Raw genomic sequence first — 13,407 nt, forward strand, 5'->3', positions numbered from 1 at the left:
TCAGACGTCCAGCTGATCGGCGACCGCGCGGAGCAGACCGGCGATCTTCTTGCCGGAGGCCTTGTCCGGGTAACGGCCCTTCTCCAGCATCGGCGTGATGTTCTCAAGAAGGGTTGTCAAATCCTGCACGATCGACGCGAGCTCGTCCGGCTTCTTGCGCTGGGCGGCGGCGACGGACGGCGTCGGGTCGAGCACGATCACCGAGAGCGCCTGGTCACCGCGCTGACCGGCGACGACACCGAACTCCACGCGCTGTCCCGGCTTGAGCGCATCGACTCCGGCGGGGAGAACCGAGGAATGGACGAAGACGTCACCGCCGTCGTCGCGGGAGAGAAAGCCGAAGCCCTTCTCGCTGTTGAACCACTTGACCTTGCCGGTAGGCACGTCTGTCCTCGTCCTCGTACTCGTCGGGAAAACTACTTCGGAAACGGCTCTTGATAGCACTGGGGCGGGTCGACCATGACCCGCCGGTACCAAGGCTAATGGTCTTGGGGCGGGTGACAAGACGTCCCCCGGTTGTTCTCTCGCGCAGGGAACTACCCTGGTCCGGTGCGTGACAAAACCCAAACGAATTCCGCCGCGCCCGGTGACCGACTGATCCGCGCCGGTGCCGTCGTGTTCTTCCTCGGGGCCGTGGCCACCCTCGTCACGGTGGCCCCGCTGTTCCTCGGAGCGAAGCCATTTCCGACCTACATGTTCGGTTTGAGCATGCTCATGGCCGTCGGATTCCTCGTGGCCGGCGCGGGTGTCCTGCGCTCCGTCGCCGCCGGACGGCGTCAGGCGAGGGGGGCGGCGCCGGGCGCCTCGCGGTAGCCGCCGAGCCACGCGGGGAACGCGGACAGGTCCGTCAGGACGACGTCCGCGCCGGCCGCGCGCAGCTCGTCCGCCGGGCACGGGCCGGTCGCCACGGCGACCGAGAACGCACCCGCCGCACGGGCGCCGCGGACGTCCCCGACGTGATCGCCGACGTACACGCCGGCGCCGTACTCGCGCAGCGCCGCCGCCTTCTGCTCGGCCCACAGGTCACCGACGACCACGTCCGGCTCGATGCCGAGGTGGGCCAGGTGCAGCTTGGCGTTCGGCTCGTACTTCGCCGTCACCACCATCGTCCGCCCGCCGGCCGCCCGCACCGCGTCGATCGCCTCCCGGGCGCCGGCCATGGCGGGCGTCGCGGCGATGGCTATGGAGGGGTACATCTCCCGGTACAGGTCGGCCACCGCCGGCACCTCGTCGGCCGGGAACCAGTGGATCAGCTCCTCCGCGAGCGGCGGGCCCAGCCGGGTCACCGCCAGGTCGGCGTCGATGAACGTACCCGTCCGCTCCGCCAGGGCCAGGTAGCAGGCACGGATGCCCGGGCGGGAGTCGATGAGGGTCATGTCGAGGTCGAAACCGACGGTCAGCGAGGAGGCCATGCGGGCCATTGTGCCGGGTGCCTCCGGCGGTTGGGCCGGGTGGGGTTCGGGGGGCGAGGGTGCTTTGTCGGGTGCGGGATGTGCGGGGTCGGGGGGTGCGCCGCGGGGGTGCCTGTCGTGTGCCGGGTGCGGGGCGGGTGGGGCCGGTGGGGGCGCGTCGTGGGGGCCCGGGGTCGTCTGCCGGGTGCGGGTCTCGTCGTGGTCGCTCGCGCAGTTCCCCGCGCCCCTGACTTGGCTGCCGCTCGGCCACCCGAAGGATGCGGGGCCGGTGGGGGCGCGCCATGGGGGTGCCTGGTGAGCGCCGGGTGCGGGCTCGTCGTGGTCGCTCGCGCAGTTCCCCGCGCCCCTGACTTGGCTGCCGCTCGGCCACCCGAAGGATGCGGGGCCGGTGGGGGCGCGCCATGGGGGTGCCTGGTGAGCGCCGGGTGCGGGCGCGTCGTGGTCGCTCGCGCAGTTCCCCGCGCCCCTTGGGTGGGTCAGCCGCAGCTTGGTCAAGGGCGCGGGGAACTACCCCTTCCTCTGTGAGCGCCAGACCAGGTATGCCGCCGAGGCGAGCGCCGCGCCCCTGACCACCCACGGCCAGGTGTCGCTCATGGCGTCGTTCATGTGGCCCTGGGCGATCGGGTCGCCCCAGCGGCCCTCGTTGCGGCCCCACAGCCACACCAGGCCGGCCGCGACCGACGTGCCCGGCAGGACCATCACCGCCCACTTGGTCTCCGCGGGCGTCAGCCGCCGGGAGCCGTAGGCGATGGCCCAGCCGAGGAGCAGCGCGAACCAGTTGCCGAGCACGGCACCGGCGACGAGTGCGGCGGCGGCCAGCAGCAGGAGGGGGTTGGACCAGCCGACGGAGGGGGCGGGGAGGAGGCGGCGGCGGCGCTCGGCGGGTGCCGTTTCCGGCGCGGTCTCGGCGGGCTCCGCCACCGGCTCGGCCTTCTCGGCGGGAGCCTCCCGCGGGGGCCGTTTGAGCAGTTCCGGGATCTCCACGCCGCCGACGAACCCCGGCACCGGGTCGGTGTCCCCGAGGGGGCCCGCGGTGCCGAGGCGCCACCAGTCGGGCGGTGCGGTGGCGTCCCCCAGTTCGTGCGCGGGGGCGAGGTGCGGCGGGGCCGGCGCGTCGCGCACGGCGGGCGGCTCCGGCTCGGCGGGGCGCGGGCGCGGCACGACCCGGCGCAGCCTCTTCGGCCGCTCCCGCCCCGCCGGCTCCGGCGGCCGCTCCCCGGAGGAGGGCTGCGCCGGTACGGCGGTGGGCGGGGCCTGCGGGAGGCCGCCGGTGCCGCCCGCCGCCGCGACCACCTCGTCCGGGGTGCCCAGGCGGTCCAGGATGCGGCGGACGGCGACGGGCGAGTCCACCGTCGCCTGTGCCCGGTGCCGGTCGATCTCGTTCCGCAGCTCCGACACGAGCCGCATCCGCGTCGCCGACGGCAGCTGGCGCTGCTGGGCGATGTCTCCGACGCGGCTCAGATACTCGTAGACGACCTGGTCGCTCTCGATCCCCACGGAACCCCTCCGGGGTGACGCCGACTGATACCCCGTGAGGACCGTACCGCTTCTCGCGGATGCCCTCGGCATATGGAAGTCCGCTACCGTTGGCCGGATGAGCCCCGAGGCCCACTCAGCCCCTCGGTCCCTCGCGGAGGCGCTCCGCGCGCGGGACGACGCCTCCCTGGCCGCGCTGCTGCGCAGCCGCCCGGACCTCATCACCCCCGTCCCCACCGACCTCACCCAGCTCGCCACCCGCGCCGGCACCCGCGCCTCGGTGCTGCGCGCCCTGGAGCGGCTGGACCGGTTCGCGTTGCAGACGGCGGAGGCGCTGGCCGTGGCCCCGGACCCGGCGCCGTACGAGACGCTGCTCGGCCTGATGGCGGGGGACGCCGGCGACGAGACGGTCGCCCGCGCGCTGCCCCGGGCCCTCGCCACCCTGCGCGAGCAGGCGCTGGTGTGGGGCGACGACGACCGGCTGCGGCTGGTGCGGACCGCCCGTGAGCTGCTCGCGCCGTCCCCGCAGCACCCGTCCCCGACCGGGCTGGGCCCGACCGTGCAGGAGGCCACCTCGGGCATGTCACCGGGGCGGATCCAGGAGATCGTGACGACGGCCGGGCTGCCGTCCACCCATGACTCGGTGTCCGCCGTGGCCGCGCTGACCGGGCTGTTCACCCACCGCAGGAAGATGGCGAAGCTGCTCGCCGGGGCCCCGGAGGCCGCCCGCGAGGTGCTGTCCCGGCTGGTGTGGGGGCCGCCGTACGGGCAGGTCACCGCCGATCCGGCGGCGCACCTGCGCTGGCTGCTGGACCGCGGTCTGCTGCTGCCGACGGCGCCCGGCACGGTCGTCCTGCCCCGCGAGGTCGCCCTGCACCTGCGCGGGGGCCGCGCCCACCGCGCGCCCGAACCGCTGCCGCCCGCCGTGGCGCCGGCCGCGACCCACAGCCCGCAGGTGGTGGACGCGACGGCGGCCGGGCAGGCGTACACCGCGCTGGCCACCGTGGAGGAGCTGCTGAAGGACTGGGACGAGGGCGGGCCCGCGGTGCTGCGGGCGGGCGGACTGAGCGTACGTGACCTGAAGCGGACGGCCGTGGCGCTGGACGTGTCGGAGCCGGTCGCCGCGTTCTGGGCCGAGCTGGCCTACGCGGCCGGCCTGATCGCCTCCGACGGCGAGGCCGACGAGCGGTACGCGGCCACCCCGGCCTACGACGAGTGGCTGGAGCTGCCCCCGGCCGAGCGCTGGGCCCGGCTCGCCCAGTCCTGGCTGACGGCCACCCGCACGCCGGGGCTGGTCGGCGGGCGGGACGCCAAGGACCGGACGCTGTCGGCGCTCGGTCCGGGCCTCGACCGCTCCGCCGCGCCCGAGGTACGGCACCGGGTGCTGTCCCTGCTGGCCGCGCTGCCGCAGGGCGCGGCGCCGGACGCGGAGTCGGTGCTGGCCCGGCTGCGCTGGGAGCGGCCCCTGCGGGGTGCCCAGCGCGACGGCGCCCGGGACGACGACCTGCGTTCCCGGCTCGCCCGCTGGACCCTGTCGGAGGCGGAACTGCTGGGGGTGACGGGCCGGGGCGCGCTGTCGTCCCAGGGGCGCGCGCTGCTGGGGACACCGGCTGCCGGCGGTGCCCCCGCCACCCCTGGCGCCGGTTCCGCGGAGCCCACCGGCCCCGGTGACAAGCTCCCGGTGCACCACCACCGGGCCCCCGAGCGGTCCGCGCCCCTCTCCCCCGCCGAGCAGGGCGTCGCGGCCGCCGCCGCTGCCCGGCTGCTCGCGCCGCTGCTGCCCGAGCCGCTGGACCACGTGCTGCTCCAGGCCGACCTGACGGCGGTGGCGCCCGGCCCGCTGCGGCGCCCGCTCGCGGACATGCTGGGGGTGCTCGCGGACGTGGAGTCCAAGGGCGGCGCGACCGTGTACCGGTTCACACCGGCGTCCGTCCGCCGTGCCCTGGACGCCGGCCGGACCGCCGCCGACCTGCACGCCTTCCTCGCCGAGCACTCCCGCACCCCGGTCCCGCAGCCGCTCGCCTACCTGATCGACGACGTGGCCCGCCGACACGGTCACCTGCGGGTCGGCGCGGCCTCGGCGTACGTCCGCTGCGACGACGACACCCTGCTGAACGAAATCCTCGCCGACAAGCGCGCCGCCGCCCTGCGCCTGCGCCGCCTCGCGCCGACCGTGCTGGCCGCCCCGGCCGACCCGGCGACACTCCTGGAGGGGCTGCGCGCGATGGGGTACGCGCCCGCCGCCGAGTCCGCCGAGGGCGATGTCCTGATCACCCGCGCGCACGCCCACCGCACTCCGCCGCGCACCGCGCCCGAGCCGGTGCCGGACGGGCCGCCGCCGCCCGACGCCACGCTGCTCGCGGCGGCGATCCGCGCGATCCGGGCCGGTGACCTGGCCGCCACCACCCCGCGCAAGCCCGTCGGCGAGCCCCTGTCGGGCGGCGAGCTGCCCCGCACCTCCGCCGCCGAGACCCTGGCCACCATGCAGGCCGCCGTCCTGACCGGCGACGCGGTGTGGATCGGCTACGTCAACGCCGAGGGTTCCGCCAGCCAGCGGGTCATCGCCCCGATCCGGGTCGAGGGCGGCTTCGTGACGGCGTACGACCACACGGCGGACGAGGTCCGGACGTTCCCGCTGCACCGGATCACCGGGGTCGCGGAGCTGGCGGACGACTGAGACCGGCCGCATCCCGGGCCCGTCGCCAGGGCCTAGCAGTCCCCGACCGGCGCGTCCGCGGGAAGGCCGAAGTGGGCGCGGGCGGCTCGCTCCAGGGCGTCGGACGGGATCGTGTCGTCCAGGGCGGTCCGGGCGAGGAAACCGAAATGGGCCTCGGTCCAGTCCTCGTTCCCGGCGCCGTCCGGCGGTGCCTCGCGCGAGAGGACCCGGTAACCGCCGTGCGGGTCCCGCTCCAGCCGCACCACCTGCGGGCCCCGCCCGCCGCCGCACTCCACCAGGCCGCCGTCACGCACCCCGTACTCCAGGCACAGCGTGTCGACGCCCGCGCGCACCTCGCCGCCGCGCTCCGCCACGTCGAGCGCCTCGGCCCGGCAGAACCAGCGCGCGCGCAGCCCGGGCACGTCCTCGCCGTAGCCGGTGCCGTGGCTGTCCGCCGCGAGCCGGGCCTCGATGACCGGCCGTACCTCGTCCCACAGCCGCGTGTCGACGCTCCCCGGCCGCATCGCCCAGGTGCCGGTGGCCACCAGCACCACCACGGCTCCGCTGCCGACGGCCCATCTGCGTGCCGACATCCCTGAACTCCTCACCCGGCCGCGCGCCCGCGCCGCCTTGTCGTGGATCAGGACTCGCGGCGGGGCGAGGGGGTTGCGCCCGGCGTCCGGTGCCGCCGCCGGTCTCGCGGCCGTGGAGCACCCCGGCCGTATGAGGCACACTGGACGTTTGGCCGTCATGGAAAGGGTGTGCCGCGCGTGAATGGTCCGCTGATCGTCCAGTCCGACAAGACCCTGCTCCTGGAAGTCGACCACGAGCGGGCCGACGACTGCCGGCGGGCCATCGCGCCCTTCGCCGAGCTGGAGCGGGCACCCGAGCACATCCACACCTACCGGGTCACCCCGCTCGGCCTGTGGAACGCGCGCGCCGCCGGGCACGACGCCGAGCAGGTCGTGGACGCCCTGGTGCAGTACAGCCGCTACCCCGTGCCGCACGCGCTGCTCGTGGACATCGCCGAGACGATGGACCGCTACGGCCGCCTCACCCTGACCAAGCACCCCGCGCACGGGCTCGTCCTGACCACCACCGACCGGCCGGTGCTGGAGGAGGTGCTGAAGTCCAAGCGGATCGCCCCGCTGGTCGGCGCCCGGATCGACCCGGACACCGTGGCCGTGCACCCCTCCGAGCGCGGGCAGATCAAGCAGACGCTGCTGAAGCTGGGCTGGCCGGCCGAGGACCTCGCCGGGTACGTCGACGGTGAGGCGCACCCGATCGAGCTGCTGGAGGACGGCTGGGCGCTCAGGCCGTACCAGAAGCAGGCCGTGGAGAACTTCTGGCACGGCGGCAGCGGCGTCGTCGTGCTGCCCTGCGGCGCCGGGAAGACGCTGGTCGGGGCCGGGTCCATGGCCCAGGCGAAGTCGACCACGCTGATCCTCGTCACCAACACCGTCTCCGCCCGGCAGTGGAAGCACGAGCTGGTGAAGCGGACCTCGCTGACCGAGGACGAGATCGGCGAGTACAGCGGGACCAGGAAGGAGATCCGGCCCGTCACCATCGCGACCTACCAGGTGCTGACGACCAAGCGGAAGGGCGTCTACCCGCATCTGGAGCTGTTCGACTCCCGGGACTGGGGCCTGATCGTCTACGACGAGGTGCACCTGCTGCCCGCGCCCGTCTTCAAGTTCACCGCCGATCTCCAGGCGCGGCGGCGGCTCGGGCTCACGGCCACCCTCGTGCGCGAGGACGGCCGCGAGTCGGACGTGTTCTCCCTCATCGGGCCCAAGCGGTTCGACGCGCCCTGGAAGGAGATCGAGGCGCAGGGCTACATCGCGCCCGCCGACTGCGTCGAGGTCCGGGTCAACCTGACCGATTCCGAGCGGCTGGCGTACGCGACGGCCGAGACGGAGGAGAAGTACCGGTTCTGCGCCACGACGGAGACCAAGCGGAAGGTCACCGAGGCGATCGTCCGCCGGTTCGCCGGGCAGCAGATCCTCGTCATCGGGCAGTACATCGACCAGCTCGACGAGCTGGGCGAGCACCTGAACGCCCCGGTGATCAAGGGCGAGACCTCCAACGCGCAGCGCGAGAAGCTCTTCGACGCGTTCCGCGAGGGCGAGATCAGCGTGCTGGTGGTGTCGAAGGTCGCCAACTTCTCCATCGACCTGCCCGAGGCCACGGTCGCCATCCAGGTGTCGGGCACCTTCGGCTCCCGGCAGGAGGAGGCCCAGCGGCTCGGCCGGGTGCTGCGCCCCAAGGCCGACGGCCACCAGGCCCATTTCTACTCGGTCGTCGCCCGCGACACCATCGACCAGGACTTCGCCGCCCACCGGCAGCGCTTCCTGGCCGAGCAGGGGTACGCCTACCGGATCGTGGACGCGGACGAGATCCTGGCCGAGAGCTGATCCGTCAGGCCGTGTGGACCTCCAGGGCGGCGCGCACCGCTGATTCCAGCGCGCCCTCGATCCACGCCGGCTTGACGGAGGTGTGGTCGCCCGCGAAGTGCAGGGGCCCCTCGGGCGCCGGGATGGACGGGAGCAGTTCCGTGTGCTGGCCGGGCAGGAGCACGGACGCCTCGCCGTAGGCGTAGGGGTCGCGCAGCCAGCTCTGGGTGCGGCCGGCGCCGGTGTAGAAGACCTCGATCCGCTGGCCGTAGACCTCCTGGAGGCCGCACAGGGCGTGCGGGTAGCGGGCGTCGTCGTCGAGGGAGTCCCAGCGCAGGGCGTCGTCCGCCCAGCTGTAGGAGGCCAGGACGACCCCGCCCTTGCTGCCGGGGACCGGGTGGGACGGGTGGTACATGAAGCGGTTGGCGTTGTCCGACACCGAGCCGCCGCCGATGACGTGGGCCGCCTCCGGCTGGTCGCGGGTGACGGCGCGGTTGGCGGCGTAGTGCACACGCTGGCCGGGGGTGATGTGTCCGCGCGGCACGGAGGGGTGCGCGCCGAGCAGGCGGCCGTCGCCGGGAGCCCGTCCGGTGCGGTAGGCGTCGTAGAGGCCGGGATCGACGCGGTTCAGCTCCCGCTTCCAGTCGGCCTCGTCGAACTCCCACCAGCGGCGGCTGAACTCCAGCAGCACCTTGGTCGCGCAGTCGTAGTGCAGTTCGGTGATCGCGCGGCGCTTGGTGTACGACATCAGCGGGCTGATCTGCACGTGCCGCAGGCCGGAGAAGGGCACGGTCACCACGGCCGCGTCCGCGGTGAACTGCTCCCGCACGACCCGGCCCCCGCGCCCCTCGGAGACGGTGTCCACCCACACGTGGGGCCCCTTGGCGTGGACGTGCGGCGCCGTGTCGCCGCCGGAGCGGCCGGGGTCGTAGTACTCGATCCGGGTGACCCGCCGGTCGAACCGCACGGTGTCGCGGACCTTGGCCAGCAGGGCGTCCGGCAGGACGGCCGTGCCGCCCTCCAGCTCCCAGAACGCCGTGTCCGGGCTGATCAGGGAGGAGCCGATGAAGCTGTGGACGAAGGACAGGGGCAGCCGTGAGGTGAGGTTCTCTACGGTGCCGATGAGGTCGACCGTCCGCTCGTCCAGGCCCGCGTGCTCGGTCAGGAAGCGGAACATCGACCAGTCGCCGAAGCGCTGGATCACCCTGGCCCAGCCCCGCACCCGTTCGGGCAGCGGCTTGTCGACGCGCTTGCCGTCCGGGCCGACCGTGCTGAACTCGTCGCGCACCGGGTCGAGGACCGAGCGCAGGATGGCGGCGGCCGGTGTGTCCCAGTGGGCGCGCGGGACACCGAAGGAGCGGTTGACGCGCCGGGGTGCGCGGGCGTAGTCGGCGCGCCGCACCCGGATGCCGTTGACGTGGATCCAGGTGTGGGAGGCGGGGCGTCCGTCCGCGTCGACGTCGACGTAGTAGAAGGGCCGCTTCTTCAGGCCCAGTTGGCCGATGAGGTCCATCACCAGCGGGTGGCTGCCGGGCAGCCGCATCGCGCCGGCCTCTGCGTACTGGCGGGGGTCGGCGAAGGGCTGCGCCGCCTTCTCGTGGCCGCCGCGGCGGAAGGTCTTGATGCGTCCGCCCACCCGGTTGCCGTTGGCCTCCAGGACGGTCACGCGGTGTCCGGCCCGCTTCAGCAGCCAGGCCGTGACGAGGCCGGCCGGGCCCGCTCCGATGACGAGGACGCTCTTGGGCCCGCCCGCCCGCTGTCGGGGGAGGCCGTCCTTGAGCACCCGCTGGTAGCCGGGAACGAGGGGCCGGTCGGCGGAGTCCACGACGAGCAGGGCCCGTGCGGCGGCGAGGCAGCGGTCGAAGTCCGGGCCGCGCGCGCCGGCGGGGGCCGCCGGGGCGGGGGCCCGGGGCGGCGCCGGAGCGGGCAGGGCCGCCGCGCTGCCCGCTCCGAGGACGGTGGCCGCGGCGGTCGTGCCGGCGGCGGTGGTGAGCGTACGCCTGGTCAGGCCGCCGTTGCCGGCGTCCACCTGGTGATCTTCGGTCATGGCGAACTTCTACTGGTCCGCCGGACCGACGCGCCCCGGGTCGCGGTGAATTGCCACGGACGAGGGAAAGCCGCCGTTCAAACCGGGGTGACCGGGTGCGCGGAAGCACGCCGAGGGGTCCCGCCGCACCCGGTTACGGCGAAGGGATGAATCACCCGCTGCGCCGCGCGTCGCGGGGCGCCGGGTCAGGACACTGCCCCCTACATGCCCTGTGGCGGAAGGGGAACAAGGTGGAACAGCGGCGTCCCGGGGTGGGTGCCCGAGCGCGGTACTGGTTCGACACGACCCTGGCGCGCGGGACCTCGGCCCTGGTCGGCTGGCTGGTGCTGGTCTGCCTGGCCCTCGTCGTCCCCGCGAGCGCGGCGCTGGTGTGGACGGCACCGCACGCCCCCGCCGGCCTGTCCGGGAAATTGGCGCAGGTCTGGCGCCTGACCGGGGAGACGCTGCGGCTGGGCGGCACCACCGGCACCCCGTTACGGGTGCTGCTGTCGGTGCTGCTGGCCCTCGTCGCCCTGGTGTACGTCTCGACCCTCGTCGGGCTCATCACGACCGGGCTGACCGAACGGCTCATCGCCCTGCGGCGCGGGCGCTCCACGCTGGTTGAGCACGGCCATGTGGTGGTCCTGGGCTGGTCCGAGCAGGTGTTCACGGTGGTGGGCGAACTGGTCGCGGCGGGCGCCAACCAGCGCGGTTCGGCCGTGGCCGTCCTGGCCGACCGGGACAAGACGGCCATGGAGGAGGCCCTGTACAGCAAGGTGGGTCCCACCGGCCGGACCCGGCTGATCTGCCGCAGCGGCCCGCCGGCCGATCCGGCCGTGCTGGCCCTGACCAGCCCGGCCACGGCCGATTCGGTGCTCGTGCTGCCGCCCGACGACGCGCGCGGCGACGCGGAGGTGGTCAAGACCCTGCTGGCGCTGCGGGCGACGGCGTCCGGGGGCGACGCCACCGCGCCCGTCGTGGCCGCGGTCCGGGACAGCGGCTACCTGCTGGCGGCCCGGCTGGCCGCGGGCGAGCGCGGCATCGTCGTGGAGAGCGACACGGTCACCGCCCGGCTCATCGCCCAGGCCGCGCGCCGCCCGGGGCTGTCCCTCGTCCACCGGGAGCTCCTCGACTTCGCCGGGGACGAGTTCTACCCGGCCTCCCACCCGTCGCTGGTCGGCCGGGACTTCGGGGACGTACTGCTCTCCTACGGCAACGCGTGCGCGGTCGGGCTGATCCGCGACGGTGCGCCGTGGCTGAACCCTCCGGCGCGTACGGTGATCACGCCGGAGGACCGGATCATCGTCATCGCCGCCGACGACGACACCGCCGAACTCGCCGACTGCGCGCGGTTCGTCGAGGAACGGCTCATGGCGGACCCCCGGCCGCGGGACACCCGGCCGGAGCGGGTGCTGGTGCTGGGCTGGAACCGCCGGGCGCCGCTCATCCTCCGGGAGTGGGGCCGCAACGCACCACCCGGCTCCGTCGCCGACGTGGTGGCGGACGAGGACGGGGCGGCCGTGCGGACGGCGTGCGACACCGGCGACGCCGACTGGAGGTGTGTGCATCACAGGGGCGACACGACCCGGCCGGAGACGCTGTACGACCTGGACATCGCCTCCTACGACAGCGTCATCGTGCTCGGCCGGGACCCGCGGCCCGGCGAGCCCCCGGAGGAGCCGGACAACCGCACGCTCGTCACCCTGCTCGTGCTGCGCCATCTCGAACAGCGGATCGGCCGGGAACTGCCGGTGGTCACCGAGCTGGCCGACGACGGCAACCGGCCCCTCGCACCGCTTGGCCCCGGAGCGGACGTGATCATCAGCGGCAAGCTCGTCGGGCTGCTGATGGCGCAGATCTCCCAGAACCGCCACCTGGCGGCGGTGTTCGACGAGTTGTTCTCGGCCGGCGGTACGCAGATCCATCTGCGGCCCGCCGCCGACTACGTCCTGCCCGGCCGGGAGGCGGCCTTCGCCACGGTCGTCGCGGCGGCGCGGGACCGGGGCGAGTGCGCCATCGGCTACCGCGGCCACGCCGACGCCGGCCGCGCCCCCGGCTACGGGCTGCGCGTCAACCCGCCCAAGGCCGAACGCCGGCAGTGGACCACCGGTGACGAGGTCGTCGTCATCGCCGGGAACGGCGACGGCGGCGTCCGCGCGGGCGGGAGCGGGCGCGTTCCGCAGAGCCGTGACGCCCGGGACGATCGGCACGACGGTGACGGCGCCGGCCGCTTCGGAGGGGACGCCCGCACCGGGGAGAGCGCGGACCCGCCGACGGGGTGACGCCGGCCGTGTCCGGCCTCCTCACCGGGGACTTGAGGCCGGGGCCGGTGCACAGCGGCGGCCGGTCACGCTGTCGTACGCGATGAGCAGCCCCAGGGCCAGAAGGGGGTACGCGGCCGCCAACGGCTGCTGCCACCAGGGCAGTTCCAGGTCGCGGGTGCCCTCGTGGGGCACCAGCCACATCGTGCGGGCGGTGAAGACCAGGGCCACCAGTACGGCCGTGCGGGTGCGGCCCTCCGCCAGCAGCACGACGAGCAGCGGTACGCACCACACCCAGTGGTGCGTCCAGCTGATCGGGCAGACCAGCAGGGCCGTGCACGCGGCCAGCAGGACGCCGTGGCTCTCCCGGCGGGCCCGTGCGGCCAGCCCCAGGCCCGCCACGGCGACCACCGCCGCCGGGAGCGCCCAGGCCAGGCCCGGCGCGGGGTCGCCCAGCGCCCGGGCGACCAGCCCGCGCAGGGACTGGTTGTCCACGATCCACGCCTTGCCCACCCGCCCGGTCTCGTACAGCCGCCGGGTCCAGAAGTCCGCGCTCGCCTCGGGCAGCAGGGCGGCACCGAGCGCGACCGTCCCCGCGAAGGCCGTCCCCGCCGTCGCCGCCTCCCGCAGCCGGCCGCGCAGGAGCAGGTACGCCATGAACACGGCCGGGGTGAGCTTGACACCGGCCGCCATCCCGAGGGCCAGGCCCTTGGCGCGGGCGCCGGCCGGGCGGGTCAGGTCCCACAGGACGAGGCAGGCGAGGGCCAGGTTGATCTGCCCGAACAGCAGCGTCTGGAAGACCGGTTCCAGCCACAGGGCGAGGGCCGTGGCCGTGCAGAGCGGGGTCGGGGGCAGGGGCCGGGAGGCCAGGCGGCCGGAGAGGGCGACCAGGGTGGCGAGCAGGAGCGCGTTGCCCGCGAGGAAGAGCGCCTTCAGGACCGGGACGGGGAGCCAGACCGCGGGGACGAACAGGATCGCCGCGAAGGGCGGATAGGTCGCCGGGAGGTGCCACTCGGTGACCGTGAAGCCGTACAGGTCGGTGCCGTGGGCCACGGCCGCGCCCTCGGCCCGGTAGACGAGGAGATCGGCCATGGGTGCGCCGCGCAGGACGCACAGCGTGATGAAGGCGGCGAGGGACAGGGCGAGGAGGAGCAGGGCAGGGCAGGAGGGCGTCAACGTCCGT

General features: G+C 74.6%; 10 protein-coding genes. 4 read left to right on the forward strand and 6 right to left on the reverse strand.

All coding sequences use genetic code 11. The features are described 5' to 3' along the window. The gene (locus tag ACH4LD_RS09190; RefSeq protein WP_014673396.1) at window positions 1-384 is read right to left on the reverse strand and encodes a cold-shock protein; all 384 of its coding nucleotides are present in this window, start codon (window positions 382-384) and stop codon (window positions 1-3) included. 165 nt (window positions 385-549) lie between these two features. Between ACH4LD_RS09190 and ACH4LD_RS09195 the strand changes: the two genes are divergently transcribed. Beyond that, window positions 550-813, forward strand: a complete 264-nt coding sequence (locus ACH4LD_RS09195) for a hypothetical protein (RefSeq protein WP_030989395.1) — start codon at window positions 550-552, stop codon at window positions 811-813. On the opposite strand, the gene ACH4LD_RS09200 is transcribed toward ACH4LD_RS09195, so the two are convergent. Then, complete coding sequence (locus ACH4LD_RS09200) at window positions 777-1,421, reverse strand: HAD family hydrolase (RefSeq protein ID WP_398055556.1); 645 nt, start codon at window positions 1,419-1,421, stop codon at window positions 777-779. The genes ACH4LD_RS09195 and ACH4LD_RS09200 overlap by 37 nt on opposite strands. Before the next feature lie 498 nt (window positions 1,422-1,919). Next, window positions 1,920-2,909 (reverse strand): hypothetical protein, encoded by a 990-nt coding sequence (locus tag ACH4LD_RS09205; protein WP_398055557.1) that lies wholly within the window; start codon window positions 2,907-2,909, stop codon window positions 1,920-1,922. Window positions 2,910-3,006: 97 nt separating this feature from the next. On the opposite strand from ACH4LD_RS09205, the gene ACH4LD_RS09210 reads away from it, so the two are divergent. Continuing rightward, entirely contained in the window at window positions 3,007-5,565 is a 2,559-nt protein-coding gene (locus ACH4LD_RS09210; protein ID WP_398055558.1) for a helicase-associated domain-containing protein, read from the forward strand. Window positions 5,566-5,597: 32 nt separating this feature from the next. On the opposite strand, the gene ACH4LD_RS09215 is transcribed toward ACH4LD_RS09210, so the two are convergent. After that, on the reverse strand, window positions 5,598-6,137 hold the full coding sequence (locus ACH4LD_RS09215) for a hypothetical protein (RefSeq protein WP_398055559.1): 540 nt from the start codon (window positions 6,135-6,137) through the stop codon (window positions 5,598-5,600). A gap of 177 nt (window positions 6,138-6,314) precedes the next feature. On the opposite strand from ACH4LD_RS09215, the gene ACH4LD_RS09220 reads away from it, so the two are divergent. Continuing rightward, window positions 6,315-7,958 carry a DNA repair helicase XPB gene (locus ACH4LD_RS09220; protein WP_398055560.1) on the forward strand — a complete coding sequence of 548 codons (1,644 nt, stop codon included), beginning with the start codon at window positions 6,315-6,317 and terminating at the stop codon, window positions 7,956-7,958. Window positions 7,959-7,962: 4 nt separating this feature from the next. Here ACH4LD_RS09220 and ACH4LD_RS09225 read toward each other — a convergent pair whose 3' ends face one another. Beyond that, window positions 7,963-9,984, reverse strand: coding sequence for a flavin monoamine oxidase family protein (locus tag ACH4LD_RS09225; protein ID WP_398055561.1), 2,022 nt, complete (start codon window positions 9,982-9,984; stop codon window positions 7,963-7,965). 230 nt (window positions 9,985-10,214) lie between these two features. Between ACH4LD_RS09225 and ACH4LD_RS09230 the strand changes: the two genes are divergently transcribed. Then, on the forward strand, window positions 10,215-12,245 hold the full coding sequence (locus ACH4LD_RS09230; RefSeq protein ID WP_398055562.1) for an NAD-binding lipoprotein: 2,031 nt from the start codon (window positions 10,215-10,217) through the stop codon (window positions 12,243-12,245). A 21-nt stretch (window positions 12,246-12,266) separates the two neighbouring features. Here ACH4LD_RS09230 and ACH4LD_RS09235 read toward each other — a convergent pair whose 3' ends face one another. Next, window positions 12,267-13,400, reverse strand: coding sequence for a glycosyltransferase 87 family protein (locus ACH4LD_RS09235; RefSeq protein ID WP_398055666.1), 1,134 nt, complete (start codon window positions 13,398-13,400; stop codon window positions 12,267-12,269). Window positions 13,401-13,407 lie beyond the last annotated feature (7 nt).

Source organism: Streptomyces sp. NPDC017676 (genome assembly GCF_044329325.1).
Lineage (GTDB): Bacteria > Actinomycetota > Actinomycetes > Streptomycetales > Streptomycetaceae > Streptomyces.